The following is a 23,808-nucleotide window of genomic DNA, read 5'->3' as shown; positions in this document are numbered from 1 at the left end:
CTTCGCTTGTTATACGAGATCTATGTCCCAACCAGCCTCAAACATGTTTCTACAAGTAGGGGGTGGACAGTTTAGCCGACGGGATCATTGTCCCACGCACCCGTACGTCCTACCCTGGCTACTGATATATTAAATCCTATAAAAATAAGGTCAACCAGTAAAAACTGGTTAACCTTATAATACGAATGCACCGTTAGTTTAAGTACAATATTTCACAATCTAACCTAAACCTCTTCTTTTGTACATTCTGTATATGAGTCGAAATCTTCACAATCCAATATAAGTTCACAACTCTGAGGGTGAACAATAAAAAAGTCTTGTGGTATCCATCACTAAACGACTTAATAAAAAGCTGTTTAAAGTTAAACAAAGAGAAATCTCCTACAACGCTGTTAAATCAAAATTCTAAGAGGTTATATTTAATTCCAAACTTTATTTGGGAACATTTTTTGAATTTGTTTTGCATGCTTTATAAATTTTTTCTTTATCCCTTAAAATACTGTCCAATGATTTTTGGAATCGTTAGTACTATATCTGTAAAGGTTAATGAATTTTCTATTTTATCAAAAGTATCCATCTTATTGTCATCCAAAGGCCATGACGTCACTGTATCTCCCTGTACTGGTTCAAGATGATTTTGGAACTGGATGCGAATTGATTTAGCTTTTTCAAATTGTGGGCAGTCCATTACTTGAAAATGGATATGTGCCTCTGACGAATTGCCTGAATTCCCACATAGCCCTAATAGTTGGCCTTCTTTAACATGTTCGCCTTCCTTTACTAAAATCGAGCCGTTTTTAAAATGTGCAATCATACTATTTTCCTTGTTTGAATGTTCAATTACTATATAGTTGCCGGCTGGATATTGCTCGTTCATTTTACCAGGTACATTATCTTTAATACCATCTACTACTTCTACAACTTTCCCATTCAACGGAGCAACAATATCTTTGCCGAAAGCAAAATAATTTTCATTGATTAAATTTGTACCCTCATATGTTACCCCGTTTATTACACGTACTAAATCGTAAGCATAGCGTTGGTTTTCATACGCATAATGATAATTATCAAACTCATTTGTACCGCCCCAAAATACGAACCACTCATCACGGATTGGCATTCGATATTGGTTTTTTGTCCGTCTTTTGTCAGAGTCGTAAGTGATAAAAGGTTTCAAATAAAATCCTGTAATTACTTGCCTAGGATCATATGCTAACTGAATCGCTTTTTCTTTATTTTGGTCTATCCAAATAACTTGAGTTGTACCAAACCATTCCTTTTCGGAAAACTTCTCTAATTTTTGTATACCTTGTTTATAAGAATGGCATATATTTTGAAATTCATTTAACCCAAGAAGATTTTGAAAATCTTTTGATGTAGTTTTATAAAGTAATTCAAACTCTTCATTGATAAAATGTGCCCCAAATTTATTTAAGTCTAATTTTGACATATGTATCCTCCAATCTCAGCATTCAAAAATAATCCATTCGTTTATCTTTACGAATACAATGAACTGAAAGTTTCGAAAAATGGAAGAATAGTTTAGTTGTTTTAAAAGTTTCCCAAAGCATTGTTTGATAAGATTTCTTTACTTAGCTTTGTAAATCTGACTATAATCCTTGGTACAATAAACTGCACCGCTAGATGAATAAGAAATCACATTTTACAATATAACCCTCTTCATTATAATCACTTAGGCATTCTTACATTCTATTTGCATCAAATGGTAAGTTCCTTCTAGTGATGTCCATCCAACGAATTCGATTTGTATTGGTAGTTCAACAAGTCCTGTAATTGCATCCCCAAAATCAAACATTCCACAACGCATATCTGGGATCAACTTAATGTTTTGGGTATAAAAATAGACCATCGAAAGATGGTCATATTTAATTCCTCAAAATTTCACCTAACAGCTTGATTTAGTTTATGTTCTTCGATTAGTTCAATGTTTCTACCGTTAGTGGTGTAACTCTGTAAATAAGAACCGATATTAGCATACATTTCAACATTTTGTAACTCTGCTATAGGTAGCCATTTAACATCTATTTGATTCGAGTCCGGATTTTTGGGGAATTTTGGAGTCGTGTGGTTTATTATTTTGCATTCAAACATCATAACTAATGTATGTGTTTTTCCAAACTTTTCAAGATTAAGATGTGGTGTATATTCATAAACAAATGCTAAAGGGCCTACTTCTACATCTATACATGCTTCTTCTTTGGCTTCTCTTTTAACTGCATCAGTAATAGATTCATTTGGTTCTGTTCCACCTGCAGGTAAATCATAGACGATACCTCTTATCGGGTCATTATATACTGTTAATAATATATTATTATTTTCTATGATAATTGCACCTGCTCGTACTCTGATATGAAACTGCATTTAATAACCCCCTAATTTAATTTCAAAAAGTAACATTATAACGATGAAAATGCACTTGATTAATTTAGATAATTCAACGTTAAATAATAAAATCCTTTATTTGTTCTTATTCAACTAAACTGCTACTTTAGTTGAATAAGAACAAGGCTTTACTCCTTCTTGAAGTAAAGCTACCCGTTAGCTTAATAAGAGGGTGAATATATCCTATCTGTATCAGTATCAATTACAAAATCAACTTTAATATGGTTGGAATAAGGTATTTGTTCAAAATTGTGAAGACTGCAAAAGACATTTGTAAGATTACTATTACTTGTCTCTAATGCTAATTCTTTAGCTTTGAGGTACTTTAGCTTTAGTTGCTGTTTTGAACACTTTTTACCCGTAAGTAGAACTTGTTGAAAAAAACCGTCAATTTCAATAATCATAATAATCACGACTGGTTGCTAATCAGTCATATAGCTTAGATTTTTTTATAAATGAATCCTTATTTTATCAGATTTCCTTGTTCAACTAACCTGCTGCGTTAATTTAAGTGTAACATTTCACAATGCATATCTGAGATTACCTTAATGTATTGGACATAAAAATAGACCACCAAAATGATGATCATATTTTGCTAAAGCACCCATTTGTTGAAGATTTATTTTGTAATAATTGGTTTTATATTCATTATACCCAGTTCAATTGATGTCTCTATATAGCCAATTATTTGATTAAAAGTAAAAATATTAAGTTTTTCATTTAGAACTTCCTTGTCGTAATTCATATCCTCTAACACATAAGAAGCAAATTTCTCAACATCTTTGGAAGAAACCTCATCCAAATCTATAATTGCAGGATACTGACTAAATATTTTTCTCAATTTATTTGTAAAACCATAGTGCTCTAGTAACTTTCCATTTAGCAATCGGAAATCATTATGGTATAACTTATATAATCCTTCATCAGCATTCATTCTGTTTCTTAACCAAGAAAGATTAAAACCTCTTAACCAAATATCATCAGCAATTAAATGTGCAAAGTACCCCAATATATAAGGATTTTCTAATTGCGAATTGTATTTATGGATAAAACCTTTATAATCAACGCTTCTTGAATAATCTTGCACTTCACCTATAAAGAAATGTGAAAAGTTCTTTTCTTCGTGTGAAAAAACTGCATCTGGAGCAATGCTTCCAAGCAAAAATGATGTTTTGTCTTCCATCGATAAACCCTCCGCAATTTTTTCCCCAATAATCGAGTGCATTATTCTTGAACCCAAAATACTCTCCCCCTTTTTAATAAATCATCAATATTAGTTCAATAAACACATTTAAAACCCTTTTGCTTTCCAAATTCTACTTCAACTAATCTGCTGCTTAGTTGAAGTGTAACATTTCACAATACATATCTGAGAACAACTTAATGTTTTGGACATAAAATAGGCCATCGAAATGTTGGCCATAGTTTGCTAAAGCACCCGTTAGTTAAATAAGCTAATACATTTCCCTAAATTCTCATATCACCAATTTTTTCACACAGAGCTTTAGCTCTTTTAGACAATAGTATCTTCTGATGCAAATATTTAGCTAGTTGAGACCTAAGAAACTCATCTAAAAAGTAGAAAAGAAATGAAGATAGCAGAGAAGTAATGAAGAAAAAGTTATCAAATAAATTACTAGTGTCAGAAATCAACAATTCCCTTTCCCATTCTGAAAATAAGATTGGAATCATAACAAACAATGCGGCTAGAAATAAGTGGATGAATAACGCAATACTACCTCTAAAGAATCCTCTTAGTTTTTTTGTAACAAAATCGGAGAGAATAGATACTGGTACTCCATAAATCAAAAGAATAGGAAATAGATAAATACCTATTATGAATACAAAACCAGTCTGTTCTTCTATGAAATAGATGAACATAACCAATACACAAGCCATTACTGCTGAAACAAGTTTTCTGATAATTATTTGACTCACCCCATTCAAAATAATCTCCTCCTGAATATACATATTGGTTATTTCACCAATCGTTTTCAGAACTCCTTCTTAAACTAGACTGATGCTTTAATACAACAAGAAAAAGGCTTTACTCCTCTGGAAGTAAAGCCCCCGTTAGTTTAAGTACATTGCTTCACAATCTCAACTAAACCTCTTCTTTTGTATATTCAGTATATGAATCGAAATCTCCACAACCCAATATAAGTTCACAACTCTCTGGGTGAAGCATAATCCCTTTAGACTGGACTACATATTCTTTATTTATCGGTTCTATATGGAAGTGCTTTCCATCACCATAATCGTGTGCTAAACGAATTAACTCAGTACCTAATCCGAGTAATGCATTCTTACTTAGAGTAATTTGTACTCTACAATTCGTTGTTATATCATTTCCGCTACTATCCATAACGGTTACTAATCCAATGTTGTCTCCTGTTATTTCAAAAGCTTCTTCTTTATCAAAATCGTTATCTAAATGGATAATGTATTCAGACATAATTAACCCACACCCGTTCTAATATATGTTTTACTTTTCCCTAATTTTTTGTTCAACTAAACTGCTGCGTTAGTTCAATAAGAGAAAAGGCTTTACTCCTTCTTGAATTAAAGCACCCGTTAGCTTAATAAGGGACCAAGTAATTTAAAATCATAATCGATTATTATTGATTAAAATTAAAAACATTTCAGATATAGTCAAAATAGATGTTTCGGAAGTTGTAAATATTTCTACCCTTCCGCTTTGGTTTGAGAAAAAGATTTTTCTCTTTTCTTGAAGTAAGCACCCATTAGTTGAACTTATTTACTAGTTTCTTAACATTTACAGCTCGACGTGATTGTTCTTTTAAATTTGAGTTTTCTTCAAGGTCAAACAATACTGCCTCACCTTTGGTAAGTGATTTAAACCCATCCAATTGAATACTACTGAAATGTACCCATACGTCATCCTCCCCTTCGATTGAAATCCAGCCCCACCCCTCTTCTTATGATAAATTTTACATATTCCTTTAATATTATATCTCATTATAAAGCCCCCCAATTTTGATAAGTTGAAAACATTATGATCTTCAACTAACCTGCGACGTTAATTTAGTGTACCATCTCACAATGTATATCTGAGATCAACTTAATGTTTTGGACATAAAAATAGACCATCGAAAAGATGGCCATATTTTGCTAAAGCACCTCGTTAGTGGAATAAGAAGGCATAGTTATAAATCACTGTTACCAATTTGATAGCTTTATTCTTGTGTCATTTTTATCAGTAATGTATTGGAGGTTTTCAAACCTTTTTATCTTTGCATTATCATAAAATCTTTCAAGTTTTTCATTGTCCTTACAATAAATCGTGACATAAACAGAATCAACAACTAATAATACGAGTTCACAATCACTATTTAAAAAATCTCTATACGTCTCAATTACTGATGGATTTTTCTCTTTTGAGTAGGCTTTTAAGTCCACAAAAATGAGATAATATCTATTATCTTCTAAAAGTTCTTTAAGGGATAAGCCCTCTATCCAGTTTACCTCGTCTGCGAATAGTGGTTTTCCTAATTCATCATCCTCAACTAAATATGATTCCTCGCCTCCACTTAGCCAAATGAATTTAGTAATTTCAAAGGGAGTTAATACCTCCCAAAGAAACCTTCCGTATTCATTGGGAATTTCAAAACTGATTCCTCGTTTCATTTCTTCACCTTCCTTTAATTTATTGAATTAACCTGCACCTTTAGTTCAATAAGAATAAGAGCTGTCTAAGCATCAATGCTCTACAAGTCTAGCACCCGTTAGTTGAAGAAGAACAGAGACGTTTCTTAAAATAATCGTCCGATTGAAAAATCAAAGGTTATTGAAGCTGGCTCGTACTTAATTTTCATAACCCTCTACGTTGAGAGATTATTTATTAACTTAAAAGTAATTCAGAAAAGAATAATCCAAAAAATAAACCTAACATTGAAATAAAAAAGTATAACAACTTCATTTTCATTGTTTCGTCATTGAAAACCATTCCTGAATAGCGATACACCCAATAAAATATTGGTAAAACCACAACAATACAAAAAATACTTTCAAAAGAAAAACTAAGAGTAAATGTGGTGCTGATCGTGGATAGAAGGCCCCCTAGACATCCAGCAACAAAACCGATTGTATAACCACCTAATAAAAAGTGTTTTAATTCAACTTTTCTTTCCAGAACTTTCACCTTCTTAAAACTGTTTTTTTAAACAAAAGATTTTCTCACAAGTTAAACAACATTATTCAACTAACCTGCCCCGTGAGTTCAATAAGAAAAAGCTCCCTTACAGGCAGCCACTTGTTTAACTAAGCACCTCGTTAGTTGATGAACATTAAATTTTTTTAAAGCTCAATGGTTGTGAGAAATGCACAAACAAACATTGAGCTTGGAATAGCAATTACTAATAATAATGTTTTTTTTACATTGGATATTTCGTTAAATCTCATGTGAGTATCAATAAGAAGTAATCCACTCACTAATTTAATTATGTATATCAAAATCATTCTTGAAATATCCATAACATCTAAAGTATTAAATGACCTTTGAATTCACTAGAATAAATACTCGTCATCCCGATTATAGCTATCATTACAAAGAAATACATAAAAATTTTCATATAGGTTTTCATACAATCTCCCACTCTTAATAAAACTTAGTAATAAAACATACGTCATCCCATTTTAATCATTATTATATCGAATACGCTATATAAAAATATTTCCTGTTCCTTATTCAACTAAACTGCACCTTTAGTTTAAGTGTAACATTTCACATTGCATATATGGGATCAACTTAATGTTTTGGACATAAAAATAGACCATCTAAAAAATGGCCATATTTTGCTAAAGTACTTGTTAGTTCAATTTCTACCCCAAAATTTTTCAATTTCATTTGAGGCTTTCCTCGTCTCTGAACCCATATACTTATAAGCATTTTTTAATAGTTTTTTAGAGTCGCCAAGTTGTGCAAGAATAGTAACGCTTAGTAATTCTTTCACTTCATCATCTCCTGAAGTTGCCATCAGTTCAAGATAATCAAATAATTCCTTTATCTTTGGTATATCCTTCTCTTTTCCAATGAGTTCATTAAAATAATTGCTGCATTCACCAAAGAAGACATGATTTAGGATTTCACCATTAAATTCAATATGTTCTTGTAAGTAACGCTTGTACTCTTCAAATTCATCTGTAAAGTGTATTGCTAAGTCTTTATATTCCATTTTTTCTCCTGTTGCTGAACGTCTTTATAACAATTTCTTCAACTAAACTGCACCTTTAGTTCAATAAGAATAAGAGTTGTCTAAGCATCTCTATGTTCTTCAAGTAAAGCACGCATTAGTTGAAAAAGATTTAGTTTTATTAATTTATTCCCAATGTAGTTAAAAATAGATAACCAAACAAAATAGTTAGTAATAATAAGAAAATCACATTTATCAATTTCCAGACTCTGTACGGCAAATATGACATAGCTACTATAATTAAATTCAACCAAAAAGGTGCACTACTTATGGTGGAATGTTCTTTTGGAAGACTGGATTCTTTAACACCAATAACTAGTATTAACCCAATAAAGCACACAAAAAATAAAACTCCTGATACTAAACTTGCTTCATTCATTACTTAAAGATTCCTTGCCTGTAATATTACAATAAACGTTCTCTTGAAAATCATATATAAACCTCTTTCTTACCACTATAGAACTCAATTTTAGGCTACTCTCCAAACTATTGAAACAAGTAAAAAAAAAACAGTTAAATTCTTCAACTAAACTGCACCGTTAGTTTAAGTGTAACATTTCACAATGCATATCTGGGATCAACTTAATGTTCTGTACATAAAAATAGACCATCGAAACGATGGTCAAATTTTAAACATCCGTTAGTTGAATAAGTTCTCCCTAGTATTTTTTAATCACCGAACGCAAATGTTATTTCTGCTTCGCAAACCAGTTCTCCATCGACTGTTGCTATACCTTTGCACTTCCCTATAGGACCCTTTAATCTTGTAATCTCGATCTCTAGCCTAAGTTGGTCTCCTGGTTTAACTTGTTTTTTGAAACGGCATTTATCTATACCTGCTAAAAGCCCTAATCGTCCTTTGTTCCCTTCTTTTGTTAACATTACAACTGCACTTACTTGAGCTAATGCCTCCACTATTAATACACCTGGCATCACTGGATAATCCGGAAAATGTCCGTTAAAAAAATTCTCGTTAGCAGTAATATTTTTTATACCAACTGCTCGTTTTCCTTCTTCTAATTCCAAAATTCTATCCACTAAAAGAAATGGATAGCGATGTCTAATTACTTCTTTAATTTTTTGAATGTCTAATATCATTAAACTCTTTCCTCCTAATAATACTTTTAACATTTATATTAGCACTTACTACTAATAGTTGATACTATAAATTTCAATATTAATCATTATGTATTAAAAACGACAAAACCGATGTACAGTAACGTAACTGCATCGGTTTTTACGAAAGTATTATTTTATTAAACTCCATATATAAATGCTGCTAGTATGATATACATAATTATCATTCCAAAAGCTACCAGCACCCCTAGCCAGCTAGTTCCCCCACGCTTTTCGAGCTCTGCATGAATATTTTCCATACTCGCTGAATTCTGTTCAGTAACTCTTTTTATTTCCTTGTTTGCATGCATTAGATATAAATAATTGCCTAATAGACCACAAATAACAGATACTGTTATGCCTATCGTGCTATCCATACCAAATTCAAATCCACTAAAAACAATGATTATGTCGTACAAAAGGAAAATACCAATCACCATGAAAATATAGGAATACATCTTACGATAGCCTAGCCATAAAAAAGAAAGGAAAAAAGCTGCCCAGTTCCAAGATTGAGCACTCTTCGCCCATTTATTAAAATAATACTCTCTGTTTTTAGCTCCAACATAAGCCCCTAGCAACCTCTCTTCTATCTCTGGGAAATTCTTGTTGACCACCTGTGTACCTCCCCATTATAATTTTAATGTTCATTATATTTTTGAACCATTTCTTTTATACCTATTTTCACCACTTCATAAACACAAAAATCTATTTAAATGTTAATTTTATGAATTTATTTATGAAAAGAATCACAAAATATGAAATCTATATTTTTTAAACTTCTATTTTTCCTGATTAATTTTCTTGTAAGATAAAATTGAAAGTAAAAGACATGATTTCGTCGAATATATGCACAAAATATTATTAAATGCACAAGATTTTTGTCGAATTATAAGGGAAATAAAAGAGATTATATGAAGGGGTGTAAAGATTGTTATCAGACTTTCGTTCTAAGTTAGACAAGGAGATTGGGCCTCGAAAAATTCTACACATAAAAGAATGTGAAATTTGTGGCTATAATGAATATTATTTTATCGATCCAGAAACTAATAAACAACTCGGCATGGCTTGTGAGGGTTGTAATTATATAAAACGGTTTGAGTTTAACTCTAAAAACTAATCTAATTGAAGCAGCTAATTAGATTACCAAAATAACTGCTTCTTTTTCTATAAACTATTTTCCTATGATATAATTTTGTCTTAGTCATTGTTCACTTAGAATCTTCGTCAATTCAACTAACAATGCTTCACAATTTTTGTGGTCGGCTTCGTGTAGCCCTTACTTTATCCCCAGACTGTCAATGTCTCTTTACCGCATTAAGCTATCTACTGTTCCCAACCATATACAATATGGCCCACCAAGCTTTGTCATCTTTCTTGTACTAGATACAATTAATAGTTTTTATAAACTTACTTTCCATTTAAATATAAAAAAGCCACAGAATTTATGATTTCTGTGACCTCGTCTTTATTTTCTTTCTAAAAAATTTAAACTATTCATCCTGAGGAAAGAAATGAAAGCGGAAATCATTACTATATGATTCCATGGTATTTATAAAATTTTGATACTCTTTCATCGCTTAGTAATGGTCGATGGACCTGTAATAAATTTACGTCACTAAAATTATTTCCCTCAAGTACAGAAAATCCATCATCTGTAATTACAATATCCCAACCAACGTATTTAATATATGGATAGAGAGAGGCTGCATTTAATATACTTTCTTTAATTTCATGCCAATGGGGAACTATCTTTCCCTTAATTTTAGACTTAGTTTCTGGGTGTTCACTATACCATTCTAGTTTTCCGTTTTTAGGATACGTCACACCTTCGCCTAACTCTCCACTATTCAGATCAATCGCTGCACTTAAACCGCCCTGCGTCCAATTATCAGCAGGAATGGATGTTAAGTTCCCCATTCTTTGAACAGCTATAGGTATAAAAGGTTTGTTAGTGACTGGGTCTATCATAGTTAGGATTCTAATAGTATTAGTAGTCTTTGGATAAAACTCCTTACTGAAATTACTTTGTCCTACGAACTCATTCACTACATAATTGTGCAACTTAGAAATTACTTTTTCTAATTCTTTTTCATCTACTTGTTTTTCATTTAAGTAATATTCTTCTTTGATTTTCTTTAAAACAAAAATCCCATATCCACCGCCATTGCGTATAGGCTTAATAACACAGGCATTATGTTTATCTAAGTAGTTTAAAATTTTTAATGCCGAATCAATTTTTTCCTCATTTTCTAAGCATAAAAACTTTCCTTTTTCAATTAAACTAAAATTTTTAGGAATAGTAATATGTTGCTTGTACATGGATTCGAACACTAACTTTTCATCTAAAATAAAACTATAGGGGCTATTTAAGTATCTAGTATTTAATCGTTGGATATCGGATAAGTACTCTTTCGGATCATTTTTAGTAAAATTATAAATTATCGCAGACTCACTTAAGAAACCTTTTCTAGAAAAATTGATTTTCTTACTAATTCCTTTATTCACAGAGGATTTTAAGTTTTTCTTCATAAAAGTACGATAGATATTAGTTTGACGGTATAGATTAATCGCTTTATTCTTTATCATAAAAGCACATCCACCTTTTTGAATTAAATAAATAGCTGTGTTAATTTCATAGATAGTACATTTGTTCAGTGAAGTACTAATATTTATTACTTGGTTGATTGCGTGACAGATGCACAATAACTTCTTTGACCTGTAATATTCTTCTTTGTTTCTTTGTCTAAATTGATGAAACTAAATCAGCAAATAATAATTTCCAATTAGATCTTTATCAAGTATAGAAAAGCAGTCGAATTACTTCGACTGCTCATGATTTTAACTCATAAATTCTTTAATAACTTTACAAACTTGATCGACTTCCGCTTCACTCAAATACGGATGCATCGGTAAGGAAAGTACTGTATCACATAGCTCATTTGTTACGATGAAATCTTCTTCTATATACTCTAAGTTTTCAAATGCTTCTTGTTTGTGCATTGGTTTTACGTAATAGACCATACTTGGGATATTCTCTTCTTTTAGCTTGTTTTGGAGATTATCTCGTTCAGTCTTATTCTTAAGCTTAATCGTGTATTGAGCAAAACTAGAAACATAGCCTTCAGGAATATAAGGAATTTCAACGACATCCTTTAAGCGTTCATTGTAATGACTTGCTACACGATTGACATCTGTAACCTCATGCTTATCAAAGGCTTTTAGTTTGACTTGAAGAATGGCAGCTTGGATAGTATCTAATCTCGAGTTCACACCAATTCTTACATTGTCGTATTTATTACTTCCTTTTCCATGTACTTTTAGAGACTGTAACAACTCTGCTAAATTGTCGTCATCAGTAAAGATAGCTCCTCCATCTCCATAGCCTCCTAACGGTTTAGCTGGAAAGAAGGATGTAGTTGCCGCATCACCAAAGCTGCAAGCTCTTTTTCCATCAATGCTTCCACCAAAGCCCTGAGCACCATCTTCCAAAACTAAAAGATTATACTTTTGAGCAATTTTTAAGATTTCTGGATAATTAGCTGGAAGTCCAAATAGATCTACAGGAATGATAACCTTTGGAGATAGTTTTCCTTCTTCCATTGTTTTAATGATTGCCTGTTCTAGTTTTTTCGTATCAATATTAAAGGTGTTTCTATCTACATCAACAAAAATGGGAGTAGCTCCAACAAATGAAACTACTTCACCTGTTGAAAAGAAAGTAAAATCAGGTAAAAATACTGCATCTCCCTCTTTAATACCCCAGGCCATTAAAACAAGAGATAATGCCTCTGTTCCATTAGCACATGTAATAGTATGTTTGGCTCCTGTATACTTTGATAATTGTTGTTCTAGTTCTTTTACTTCATTGCCACCTATAAAGTTTGCATTACTAATCACTTTCTGAATTGCTGTATCAATTTCATCTTTATATGTTTGATATTGAGTTTTTAAATCTCTAAATTCCATGATAGCCCAGCTTTCTATTCTTAATAGTCGTTACTTTAGTGAATTTGGTAGGGATTATTTTATCATCATAAAATATCCAGAGTCATCTGGCTAGTTAAAACGACAGGCGACAAATTTAGCGGGGTAACTTATCACTCCACACACTTAAAATTGGTCGCCTAAATATTTAACTATATTTTATTTACCTTCTGTTAGAACCCCGTTAGAAAGATTATACTCTCTTTCACATTCGCTGCATTTTAACTCATTTTTCAGTACATGCCCACATTCACAAACCCAACCTTTTTGTTTGGCAGGTATTCCTGTCATTAAAGCATAATCAGGTACATCTTTGGTTACTACCGCTCCTGAAGCAATCATTGCCCAACGACCAATCGTATTACCACACACGATAGTTGCATTTGCCCCAATCGAAGCACCGTATTTAACTAACGTTCTTTTGTATCCTTCTGCTCCCTTAGGATACTTACTTCTAGGAGTCAAATCATTTGTAAAAACCATCGATGGTCCGCAAAATACGTAATCCTCTAACTCTACACCCTCGTAAATGGAAACATTATTTTGGATCTTCACTCCATTACCTATTTGGACATTGTTAGAAATATTGACGTTTTGACCTAAAGAACATTTTTCACCAATTTTTGCGCCTTTTTGAATATGACTAAAATGCCAAATTTTTGTGTCCTCACCGATTATAACACCTTCGTCTACGTAACTACTCGGATGTACATAGAAATTCATGTTCAGGCCTCCATATCGTAAATACAGTTATCTTTTAAAATTGAATCATTTTCATAATTCCTGTTTTTATGAAAAACACGAACAATCAAGAAGGAATATGATATATACATGCTTTTCTTCTTATAATTTAATTGACGTTCTTGTCGGCCGCTTTCGGCGGAGTGATCGATAAGCCATCACCGTCCTCTATGAGTGCGTTGTGATGGCTTATCTGGCTCCCTCATCTCTTTCGCAATCACCGCCTGCCTCTACATTCAACAAAGAAGAAATGTTCATGTTTAATCGGTAAATTGCTATTTATGAAATAAACTTAACTATAATAATTCTACATTTTCTCTATTAGTGATAGATTTCATAGCATTCTTCGTATCAAAAATCACTTTAGAATGTTTTTGAACAAAGTCATAGTCTACAGTTGTGTGAGCTGTTGTTATGATTACTAGATCTGCATTACCTAGTAATTCAGCAGTTAACTCAGGTTCACCTTTTTTCACTTCACCATTTTCGCGATATTCAGGAACAAATGGGTCAAAGTAAACTACGTCTGCTCCTTCTTTCTCTAACTCCTCAATTACTCGAATAGCCGGACTTTCTCTAAAATCTTCAATATCTTGCTTATAAGCAACACCTAGCACTAAAATTCTAGATCCATTCATAGGTTTTCTATCTCTGTTCAAGATTTTACTTGCTCTTTCTGCACAATACTCAGGCATACGATCATTAACCATCATCGAAGATTCAATCATTGATGTGTGGAAACCAAATTCACGAGCTTTCCATGACAAATAGTATGGGTCAAGAGGGATACAATGACCACCTAACCCTGGACCTGGATAAAACGCTTGGAAACCATAAGGCTTAGATTTAGCTGCATCAATAACTTCCCATAGATTAATCCCCATTTTATTACTTAACATCGCAAGCTCATTTATAAGCCCAATGTTAACATTTCTATATGTATTTTCAAGAATTTTTTCCATTTCTGCAATTGCCGGAGAGGAAACAGTAATTACTTCTCCTTTTAAAACTGCACGATACATTTCTGCAATAACCTCTGTAGCTTCTTCTCCAATTGCACCAACTACTTTCGGTGTATTGTTTGTTTTGTAAACCAAATTACCTGGGTCTACACGCTCTGGAGAGAATCCTAAGTAAAAATCAGTTCCACAAACTAAGCCAGAACCATTTTCTAAAATTGGTTTAATTAATTCCTCTGTTGTTCCAGGGTAAGTTGTTGACTCAAGGACAACCATCGTTTCTTTTGTAAGATACTTAGCTATTTCTTTTGAAGAGCTTTCCAGATAGCTTACGTCTGGTTGTTGATATTCGTCTAAAGGAGTTGGAACGCAAATAGCAATGAAATCGACATCTTTTATATGACTAAAATCGGTGGTAGCTGATAGCAAGCCAGATTCAACTATACTAGATAATTCTGTCTCAACTACATCTCCAATATAATTTTGTCCTTTATTGACCATATCCACTTTTTCTTGTTGAACATCAAAGCCTAATGTTTTAAAGCCCGCCTTCGCTTTTTCAACAGCTAATGGAAGTCCAACATATCCTAGCCCTATTACACCTACTGTAATTTGTTTGTTTTCAATCTTGTCTAATAATTTTCTTTTCATCTTCTATGTCCTACTTTCTTCTAACGTTTTTTATTTGTTTATGTAAATTTATTTAGTACCAATTTTGGAAGTCCTTTAGGTTGGACTTAACCACCTTTGGAACTTTTAACTGTTTTGCTTCTTCGATAATTAAGCATAAAAACACTTAACTGCATAATTAGCTTAAACACTGCTGCTACAAGAACACCAAATGTAAATCCTTTCAATCCACCTATCTTGTAAAAATAATAGGCTGCCGAAACGTAAACGACTAAATGAAGTCCGCTCATGTAAATTTGCCAGCTAATTTTGTTAAAACGAAGATTGAATGGCTGAACTACTGTAGATAGCACACTTATAATAGCAGTAGCTGTAGTAATATAAACCAACTCTAGCGACTCTTTTGCCCAGTCGTTATAGAAAAAACCTAAGAAGTATGGGCTTATCCAAACAGTTGCAAGATAGCCGACTGCACCTAATACACAAGAGATGCTAAACATCTTTATTACTTTTTTCAAACTAATATTATCTACCTTAACTAAATAGCTTAAAATGACAGAGTTCACTGGGTTAATCATCATCGAAATAATTTTCCCCAGAATAGTGGAGCTATAATAAATAGCTACACTAACAGGTCCTAGCAAAGGAAGTAAGATTAATTTGTCAGCATATGAAAGAACATTTTTCAATAGATTGGCTATATACAATAATACACCTTTTGAAGCAGTGTCCTTATATAGAGCAGATAATTTAAACTTTTCCTTATGTAAGCTTGTGTGACGAAAAATATAGATCAAGCTAAATAGCAGTCCGGTGAAATAGATAATCTGCCAGCTTTCAAAATATAAAAATATGATGGAACCTATTAGGTAACCGACACTCATATAGATATTATTTAAAAGAATCCCTTTATAATTCAAAACTAATCGGAAAGTTACTACTAAATACTCCTTCCAGATTGATGCAACAGTTATCAGACTTAATAATAGATAATCCAGAAGGGTTAAACTGGAGTCTATGTAGAAGGAAATAGCAATAATTAGAAGAATACTTACAAAAGAAGAACCTACCAGTAAAGGATTAAAATCTCCTTCTTCGTTTTTTTCCTTGTATTCATTATCCTTCAATAAACGTATATTGTTCAATACATTACCTAATGGAAAACTCACAACCGTAAACACACTGATTAGTGTTATTATTAGCCCGTATTCTTCTCCTCCTAAAGCTTTTGCGATTAGAGGATAGGATACAAGCTGTAGGATAAGTAATGGTAGAGCAGCTGATATAATATTTAATAGGGAATCCACGAGAAATTTCTTGTTTTTCATGTTAATCTCTCACCGTTTTCTAAATTTAGTTTGATAAGTAAACCTAATAAAATCCAAAACTTAATATCCGTAATATAGGAACTACTTATCATTAAATGGACAAACCCTAAACCAATCCAAATGATTATTAAAAAATAGTTATTTAGATTTTTTGTTAATAGACTTCTTACTAATAAAAACAAGATGATAAGGATTGCTATACCTCCAGCTATTACACCAAAGTTAACAACCATCTCGAGAAAGAAATTATGTGCATATCCTCCCTCTTTACCAATAATCCGCCGATCCGCCCCTAGTCCGAGTCCTAGGAAGGGGTTGTTCATAACAGCCTTTATTAGATTTTCATATATGTAATCTCTACCGCTTAGATGTACTTCACCGCTCAAAAATAGTTTTATGCTTCTACTATTAATGTCGTATTTATTTAATATTTCATATAGCATATTAAATAATTTATCTAAATTGAGGCTTAAGAAAACTAGACTGACCACTACTAAAAGGTTATAAAAGACTTTAGAATAGGAAATCTGAAAGATCAAACGAATCATTTTTAACGCAATAAATACAACAATACATAATAGCGCCCCCCTTGAACCAAGGGCTAGAATAACAAAAATAGATATTAAAGAAAAAAGAAGAGCCTTGTTGGAATATTTATCTATCAGACTATCTAAAAAAAGAATTGCTGGCAGTAGCATATAATAGGAAAGAGCCATACTATAGGAACCGGCAGTTGCATTTCCTGAAACTATTATGAGACCCAATAATGCTCCAAAAAAGAATACTATATAGCTTGACTTGATCATCACTTTCTTAAAAATCTCAAAATCTCTTAAGCTCATCGTATATATAAACGCCGGCAAGCACATTCCAAATAACGGGAATATTAACTGCTTTAAATAGAAATGATTTTGAGGGAAAAATAAATAATTTAAAAGAAAGATGAGAATAGCTACAAAATATACTCCTATAAATTTCCCTAAGCTTCTTTTTAGCACTGCAGGTAAGGCATACAAAAACAATACACCTACTAGTACTTTCGATATCAGTTGTACTCCTGAGCCCGCTGCAGTCCCAATAAGATTAAAATAAATCAGAAGAAAATATTGTATAGTAAGAACTATAAAGGATGCCATTATTGCTATGCTTATTTTTTGATCATCTGATTTATTTTTCACCATAAATTATTCACATTCCTCTTATCTTTTGGATTCATTCTGCAATGCTCTAGCGTATACATCATCATATTGAGTCAGCAATCTATCCCAATTAAAATTGTCTACTAGCGCCAAGCAATTTTTTGATATATCCTCATAATTTTTCATAATGTCTATTATTCGGTCCGCTATCATAGTAGGATCAAGAGAATCAACGTGATATCCAACTTTCCCCTCTTCAAATTGACCATCAAATCCTTGTCCCTTTGAGTAAATCAGTGGCAAGCCTTGACTCATAGCTTCTGGATATACGAGTCCAAAAGTTTCTGTTAAAGATGGCATAACAAAAATATCATGAGAACGATATATTTCTAAAAGACTCTCTTTTGGCTGAGGCTTTAAATAATTTACGAAAGAAAACTTCATCAGCTCTTCATAAACTTGTTCATTGCTTATCTTCCCCACAACAGTGAACTTAACTTTGTAGCCTCTCCCCTGTAACATCTCAAGCGCTCTCGCTGAGGTCAGTATATTCTTGTTATTGTTTACTGCTCCTATAAAAATTATATTAATACTTTTAGGCTGAGATAGTGTTTTAGGATTTCCTAAATTATTGAACCAAAATTCATCAATCCCGTTAGGAATAATGATAGACTTTTCTAGGATTTCTTTTTTGTCTTTCTCAGCAACATAAGTTTCTACAACAATATTTTTATAAGAATCGGAAAGAAAAATAATAGACTCTGCTTCCTTTAATATCTCAATACCCAAACTACGTAAAAAAACTCTTCGTTTAAAAAATTGATTTACGTCTGTATTTCTTACAGCTACTACATAAGGGATGCCAAATTTTTTCTTTGTCTGCAAAGCGATATAACCATTAGAAAAGAGAGTATGTGCATGCACTAGTGAATAATCCTGCACATTGAAATTTTTTACTAAATCCTTATAAATTTTTTTATGCTTCACATAAAACAAATAACGATCAAATTTATAATGATTTTTTCTAACAGTTGTATATTCCCCTAACTGTAAATGAGATAAGTCCGTAGTAAAAGGGGTTGGGACATAAACATCAATAGGGATGCCATTTCTTACTTGGCGATCGTATATATTTTTATATAGCATTCCGCCTCCGTAATATGAATTTATATGTAAAACCTTCATATTTACTCCACCCCATTGGTTACTTTCACTAGTATGTAAAAATCGATTAACTTTCTATAATAATGCTCTCTAATTTATCCGTTAGCGTTTTAAAGTCATAATTTTGTATAGTTGATAAAGAGTTTTGACAGTATTGATTGTATTCTTGCTTATCCATATGGTAAAACTCTAAAATACCTTGTACTAAAGCGTCCACTGAGCCACCTTTTACGGTTTTCCCACAGTTTTGCTTTGTTAATATATCATAGCCATTTTCCATATTGGACAGCGTAGGCTTTCCAGACGCCATATAATCAAAGAGCTTATTCAAGCTTAAGCCATACTTATATAAAGGAATATGCTTACCAGTGAATATATTTAAATTAGATTTACTTAAAATATTAGGAATTAACTTTTTATCGACCTTACCTTTAAAAACAATATTAGTTAATCCTTTACTAGCAACATATTCTTCTAGCTTTTCTCTTTGGCTGCCATGGCCAAATAAGATGAATTGAATATCGTCTATTCCTTTATTTTGGATTTCCTCTGCTGCTTTTACTAAATATGTTAATTCATTAGCTACGCCCATGCTACCAGTATAAAGAACTTTGAAAGTAGAAGGATTATCAAGATTGTCGTCAGAGTAAATGAACTCGTTTTTGTTTTTATTATACTCTTCTAAATCCACACCATTGTTGATGTATCTTACTTTAGATGAGTCGAGTCCGATTTCTTCAACATAATCCTTTCCTCCTGGAATAGTAAAGATAAGCTTGTCCGCCTTCTTATATAACCATTTTTCACCTTTGTACAAAAGCTTTGCCACAAAACTATTCTTTTTAAGAGTTCCGTATTGGACAATTGTCTCGGGCCATAAATCTCTAATCTCACAAATACAGGGAACCTTAAATTTTTTAGCTATCTTAATACCTGCTAATAGAGTTAGTGGATGTACACTGGAAGCTATGATTATATCTGGTTTACCATACTTTTTACTATATTCCTTTGTAGTGGGAAAAAGGTTTTTGTAGAAATTCCACATATTTTGTAGTCGTTCTATACCATTTTTGTATTTGGTAGTTTTCACAAAAACATAAGGTATTTTCTCTACAGACTTTAACTCGTAAGTTCCGTTCGTTATCGATATCTGAGAATCACTATTATGTCTAGTGCTTGCACAAAAAATAGTGGGCTCATAACCTTTTTTAATAAGATTTTTGGCAAACCAATAATGTCGCCCACCCTTATTGAAGTATGTACCATGAGCATAATGATTGAAAATCCATACTGTTTTTTTCTGCATTGTCATATCCTCTTCTGTTTGTTGTAATTATTTTACTCTCTCCGGCACTTTATAATTACATATAGTATTCTTAAACTTACCTGAAGCTAAAACAGGGATCTCATTTACAAACTTCACATCAATACGGGCATCCTCACCTAAAATTCCTTTAAACGAATCTATAAAATCATTTTCCGTATAAATGCCCTCTGCTCCATTGACCTTTAAAATATAATACGTTTTATCCTCTTGAATAAATTGCCATTGTTTTAATTTTTTGTATCGTTTCATATGTACACTTATAGTATGTGGCGTTAAAACATTTCCTTGTGCATCATACACCATATCGATTCTTCTACCTTGAATACTTCTCAAGGTAGAAATATTATAACGATCTAAATCATCTGATATAGCCAAATCTCCTGTATCATATCGAATAATAGGCATCGCGTGGTTATATAAATCTGTGACAACTATCCGCCCTAGTTCTCCAGCGTTTACCGGTTCATCACTATCTAACTTTAATAATTCAATAAAGTAGCTTGCTCTATTTACCCTAAACACTCTATCATTAGATTTTGTCTGGGCTAAAATCCCATTTTCTTGATTGGAATATCTGTCGATAATAGGACAACCAAAAATCTTCTCTAGCTTTTCTCTCGTTTCTTCTTTTAATAACGAGGAACTAGAAAAGATAACCTTTAAATTATACATATCCGGTGTATCGCCTTTTTCATATATATAATTACTTAGAATTTCATAGGAAGAAGCATAGGCCAAGCAGCTATTAATATGCTTATCGTTCTGTAATGTTCTTCGAATACTTTCTAATGCCTCTTCATCTAATCGCAATATGTCTATAGGAACTAAATTTTGTTTAAGCTTTTCAATTGTAGTTTTCTTTTCTGGCCAAGCTTTAAAGTACATATATTTTTGACCAAGCGTCTGTCCTTCTATTTCATTGAAATAGATTACCTCTGCCATTGTCCTTTCACGCTTAGCTTTGTCTTGATTTACCGTAAAAGGAGTACCCGTGGAACCACTAGTGGACATTTGATGATATACATTATTCAAATGTTTTTGAGATTGAAAAGATGTATACATTTCTTTATAATGGTTTTTTGTTACAACAGGTAAATCACTGAAATTGGATGACTTTAATGGAATGTAAAAAGGAACAGTATCATAAGCATGATTACAAATTGACTGAAGCCGTTTAAGATTCGAAGTATTACTTTCCATTATTTGTTTAATATCATTATAGTTCTGTTTGATTGTCTTACCTTTTAATGCATCCATTCCCCAAAACACAGTTCCTCTAAGAGTCTTTCTTACCATTATAATCACCCTTCATTTAATCGCCTTCTATTTATCTAATATCTCTTAGCTGGTAAACCCTTATATAGACCATTAGCACTTGTATTTTTTGTGACTACTGCACCAGCACCAATACTTACGTTTTCCTCGATAGTCAAGCCCTGCAAAATAGTAGAACCAGTCCCAATCATTGAGCAATCCTTTAGAGTAACATTACCGGAGATTCGACTTCCAGGCATGACTGTGACAAAACTCTCCATTTGTATATCATGTCCCATGGTTGTTCCTATATTGATATGACAATGATCTTCAATATAGCAATCAGGATTAATAACCACACCGGCGCAAACAATATTACCCTTTCCCAGTTGAATATAGTTACTTACTATAGCGTCTGGATGGATTAAGTTTAGCCAGTTAACGGATGTTAATTTTTTAACTAGGAGCTTTCGGACGTTACAATTAGCTATTGCTATCACACCAAATACTTCATTTTGCTCTGAGTATTCTTTCAAATAATCGGTTGTACCAAGAATCTCATAGCCCATTATATTGCTTCCTACGAGATTTTCATTATCATCTATTAAACCTAAGAGTTTATATCTTTCTTCATTTACGTTTAGCTTTTCTACAATTTCTATAACCTGCTTACTAAAACCACCACTACCTATTATAAAAAGCTTTTTCATATGTCACCCTCGAGTTCAAATTTGGTTCATTTTTGATTACTTCCAGTTCCTTGAAATCGATTATTTGTTTTAGTATTGTCGAAGTTGATGCCTTCTTTTACAAACACTTTTTTAATTGTCATAAATATAATCTTAAGATCCTCTAGAAAAGATATATTCTTTACATATTTAACATCTAAATTGAATTTGTCTTCCCAGCTAAGTGAATTTCGACCACTTACTTGGGCAAGACCAGACAAACCTGGACGAACATTATGTCTTTTTCTTTGCTCTTCATTATATAAATTAAGATACTCAACCAATAAAGGTCGTGGACCAATAAAGGACATATCTCCTTTTAATATATTTAAAAGCTCTGGTAGTTCATCTATGGAAGTAGAACGGAGGAATTTCCCGAAGCGAGTAAGCCTTACATGGTCGGGTAACAGCTCTCCATGTTCATCTCTCTCCTCTGTCATTGTTCGAAATTTATACATTGTAAAAACCTTTTCATGTAAACCAGGTCTATTTTGTTTAAATAAAATCGGACTCCCTAATTTGTTTCTAACGAGAATCGCTACGACTAGCAGTAGAGGACTAAGGATGATAAGCATCGTAAGGGAAACGATAAAATCTAATGGTCTTTTAATGAGCTTTTTGTAAATCCCATCTTTTTGCCTCATGAGTTATGCCTCCCAAATCCTCTTTATAGTCTTAGTAACTCTCTCTAGTTCTGAATCTGTTATTTTCGAATCAGATGGCAAGCAAACTCCATTATTAAATAGATTTTCCGAAACATCACTACCGATATAGTCATATCTTTCAAAGAACGGTTGCAAATGCATTGGCTTCCATACTGGTCTAGATTCAATATTTTCGTTTTCTAGGGCTTGCATAACATCAATCGGTCTAACATGTCCATTTAAAGTTAAGGCGCTTAACCAGTAGTTAGGCTTGTCCCATTCATTACTAGGCATAAATTCTATACCATCTAGACCGCTGAGCTCTTGTTTGTAAAAATTAAATATGTAATTTTTCTTTTCCACTCTCTTATCCAAGACCTTAAGCTGCCCTCTACCAATTCCAGCAACCACGTTGCTCATTCGATAATTGTAACCGAGCTCACTATGTTGATAATGTCTAGCTTGATCTCTAGATTGGGTAGCCCAGAATCTTGCTTTTTCAATTCTCTCTTCATTGTTAGATACGAGCATTCCACCACCTGAAGTAGTGATGATTTTATTTCCATTAAAAGAAAAAATACCATAGTCACCAAAGGTCCCTGTATGCTGCCCTTTATAATATGCTCCTAACGATTCTGCTGCATCCTCTATTAAAGCAACATTATGCTTATTGCAAAGCGCTACTATTTTGTCCATATCGGCAGATAAACCATATAAATGAACCACTATAACAGCTTTAACATTAGGATACTTAGCAAAAGCCTCTTCCAACGCTTTTGGACACATATTCCACGTTTCATAATCACTATCTATAAAAACAGGTATTGCATTTTGATAGATAATAGGATTAGCAGTAGCAGAAAATGTTAGTGTCGGACAAAATACAATGTCCCCTTCCCCTACTCCCGCAGCCTTTAGCGCCAGATGGATCGCGGCTGTTCCAGATGATAGAGCTGCTGCTGCTTTCGAGCCTACCTTTGCAGCAAGTTCTTTTTCAAAATTATTTACATTTTCTCCTAATGGAGCAATCCAATTAGTATCAAATGCTTCTTTCACATATTGTATTTCATATCCTTCCTCACTCATATGAGGGGACGAAAGGAAAATTCTTTCATTCATTATTTGACTTCCTTCCTATTTAAATAGCATCTGGATAGGTTTTCAACATTCATACA

General features: G+C 32.7%; 24 protein-coding genes. All 24 read right to left on the bottom strand.

What is annotated here, in order from left to right; all coding sequences use genetic code 11:
• Window positions 1–484 precede the first annotated feature (484 nt).
• Complete coding sequence (locus MKY94_RS04300) at window positions 485–1,450, bottom strand: M23 family metallopeptidase (RefSeq protein WP_342578098.1); 966 nt, start codon at window positions 1,448–1,450, stop codon at window positions 485–487.
• A 243-nt stretch (window positions 1,451–1,693) separates the two neighbouring features.
• Window positions 1,694–1,816 (bottom strand): hypothetical protein, encoded by a 123-nt coding sequence (locus tag MKY94_RS04295; protein WP_342578097.1) that lies wholly within the window; start codon window positions 1,814–1,816, stop codon window positions 1,694–1,696.
• 86 nt (window positions 1,817–1,902) lie between these two features.
• Window positions 1,903–2,382, bottom strand: a complete 480-nt coding sequence (locus MKY94_RS04290; RefSeq protein WP_144542056.1) for an NUDIX domain-containing protein — start codon at window positions 2,380–2,382, stop codon at window positions 1,903–1,905.
• Window positions 2,383–3,022: 640 nt separating this feature from the next.
• On the bottom strand, window positions 3,023–3,643 hold the full coding sequence (locus MKY94_RS04285; RefSeq protein ID WP_342578096.1) for a zinc dependent phospholipase C family protein: 621 nt from the start codon (window positions 3,641–3,643) through the stop codon (window positions 3,023–3,025).
• A 227-nt stretch (window positions 3,644–3,870) separates the two neighbouring features.
• Window positions 3,871–4,350 (bottom strand): hypothetical protein, encoded by a 480-nt coding sequence (locus MKY94_RS04280; RefSeq protein ID WP_342578095.1) that lies wholly within the window; start codon window positions 4,348–4,350, stop codon window positions 3,871–3,873.
• Between the two features lie 157 nt (window positions 4,351–4,507).
• On the bottom strand, window positions 4,508–4,858 hold the full coding sequence (locus MKY94_RS04275; RefSeq protein WP_342578094.1) for a hypothetical protein: 351 nt from the start codon (window positions 4,856–4,858) through the stop codon (window positions 4,508–4,510).
• Window positions 4,859–5,147: 289 nt separating this feature from the next.
• Window positions 5,148–5,279: a hypothetical protein gene (locus tag MKY94_RS04270; RefSeq protein ID WP_342578656.1), complete on the bottom strand. Its 132-nt coding sequence runs from the start codon at window positions 5,277–5,279 to the stop codon at window positions 5,148–5,150.
• A 304-nt stretch (window positions 5,280–5,583) separates the two neighbouring features.
• Entirely contained in the window at window positions 5,584–6,051 is a 468-nt protein-coding gene (locus MKY94_RS04265; protein ID WP_144542059.1) for a DUF2691 family protein, read from the bottom strand.
• 214 nt (window positions 6,052–6,265) lie between these two features.
• A complete protein-coding gene (locus MKY94_RS04260; RefSeq protein ID WP_342578093.1) occupies window positions 6,266–6,565 on the bottom strand; it encodes a hypothetical protein in 300 nt (99 codons plus the stop codon).
• A 673-nt stretch (window positions 6,566–7,238) separates the two neighbouring features.
• Complete coding sequence (locus MKY94_RS04255) at window positions 7,239–7,598, bottom strand: hypothetical protein (protein WP_144540339.1); 360 nt, start codon at window positions 7,596–7,598, stop codon at window positions 7,239–7,241.
• Between the two features lie 687 nt (window positions 7,599–8,285).
• A complete protein-coding gene (fabZ, locus tag MKY94_RS04250) occupies window positions 8,286–8,711 on the bottom strand; it encodes a 3-hydroxyacyl-ACP dehydratase FabZ (RefSeq protein WP_342578655.1) in 426 nt (141 codons plus the stop codon).
• Between the two features lie 161 nt (window positions 8,712–8,872).
• Window positions 8,873–9,349: a DUF2628 domain-containing protein gene (locus MKY94_RS04245; RefSeq protein ID WP_342578092.1), complete on the bottom strand. Its 477-nt coding sequence runs from the start codon at window positions 9,347–9,349 to the stop codon at window positions 8,873–8,875.
• Window positions 9,350–10,265: 916 nt separating this feature from the next.
• Window positions 10,266–11,321: a sugar-transfer associated ATP-grasp domain-containing protein gene (locus MKY94_RS04240; RefSeq protein ID WP_186318240.1), complete on the bottom strand. Its 1,056-nt coding sequence runs from the start codon at window positions 11,319–11,321 to the stop codon at window positions 10,266–10,268.
• A gap of 252 nt (window positions 11,322–11,573) precedes the next feature.
• Window positions 11,574–12,701, bottom strand: coding sequence for a DegT/DnrJ/EryC1/StrS family aminotransferase (locus MKY94_RS04235; RefSeq protein ID WP_342578091.1), 1,128 nt, complete (start codon window positions 12,699–12,701; stop codon window positions 11,574–11,576).
• Between the two features lie 177 nt (window positions 12,702–12,878).
• Window positions 12,879–13,442: a DapH/DapD/GlmU-related protein gene (locus MKY94_RS04230; RefSeq protein WP_340862681.1), complete on the bottom strand. Its 564-nt coding sequence runs from the start codon at window positions 13,440–13,442 to the stop codon at window positions 12,879–12,881.
• Window positions 13,443–13,756: 314 nt separating this feature from the next.
• Window positions 13,757–15,070, bottom strand: coding sequence for a nucleotide sugar dehydrogenase (locus MKY94_RS04225; protein WP_342578090.1), 1,314 nt, complete (start codon window positions 15,068–15,070; stop codon window positions 13,757–13,759).
• Window positions 15,071–15,156: 86 nt separating this feature from the next.
• Entirely contained in the window at window positions 15,157–16,377 is a 1,221-nt protein-coding gene (locus tag MKY94_RS04220) for a hypothetical protein (protein ID WP_154311396.1), read from the bottom strand.
• On the bottom strand, window positions 16,374–17,558 hold the full coding sequence (locus tag MKY94_RS04215; protein WP_151111182.1) for an O-antigen ligase family protein: 1,185 nt from the start codon (window positions 17,556–17,558) through the stop codon (window positions 16,374–16,376). Before MKY94_RS04215 ends, MKY94_RS04220 begins: the two co-directional genes overlap by 4 nt.
• A gap of 18 nt (window positions 17,559–17,576) precedes the next feature.
• Window positions 17,577–18,701, bottom strand: coding sequence for a glycosyltransferase family 4 protein (locus MKY94_RS04210; RefSeq protein ID WP_340862678.1), 1,125 nt, complete (start codon window positions 18,699–18,701; stop codon window positions 17,577–17,579).
• A gap of 46 nt (window positions 18,702–18,747) precedes the next feature.
• Window positions 18,748–19,986, bottom strand: a complete 1,239-nt coding sequence (locus tag MKY94_RS04205) for a glycosyltransferase family 4 protein (RefSeq protein ID WP_342578089.1) — start codon at window positions 19,984–19,986, stop codon at window positions 18,748–18,750.
• Between the two features lie 27 nt (window positions 19,987–20,013).
• A complete protein-coding gene (locus tag MKY94_RS04200) occupies window positions 20,014–21,303 on the bottom strand; it encodes a hypothetical protein (RefSeq protein WP_342578088.1) in 1,290 nt (429 codons plus the stop codon).
• Window positions 21,304–21,338: 35 nt separating this feature from the next.
• A complete protein-coding gene (locus tag MKY94_RS04195) occupies window positions 21,339–21,971 on the bottom strand; it encodes an acetyltransferase (RefSeq protein ID WP_342578087.1) in 633 nt (210 codons plus the stop codon).
• A 26-nt stretch (window positions 21,972–21,997) separates the two neighbouring features.
• On the bottom strand, window positions 21,998–22,633 hold the full coding sequence (locus MKY94_RS04190) for a sugar transferase (protein ID WP_225215886.1): 636 nt from the start codon (window positions 22,631–22,633) through the stop codon (window positions 21,998–22,000).
• 3 nt (window positions 22,634–22,636) lie between these two features.
• Window positions 22,637–23,752, bottom strand: coding sequence for an aminotransferase class I/II-fold pyridoxal phosphate-dependent enzyme (locus tag MKY94_RS04185; protein ID WP_342578086.1), 1,116 nt, complete (start codon window positions 23,750–23,752; stop codon window positions 22,637–22,639).
• Between the last annotated feature and the right edge of the window lie 56 nt (window positions 23,753–23,808).

It is taken from the genome of Psychrobacillus sp. FSL K6-2843 (assembly GCF_038626375.1).
Lineage (GTDB): Bacteria > Bacillota > Bacilli > Bacillales_A > Planococcaceae > Psychrobacillus > Psychrobacillus faecigallinarum.
Note: the sequence above shows the minus strand (reverse complement) of the source record. Positions and strands in the feature narration are given on the sequence as shown.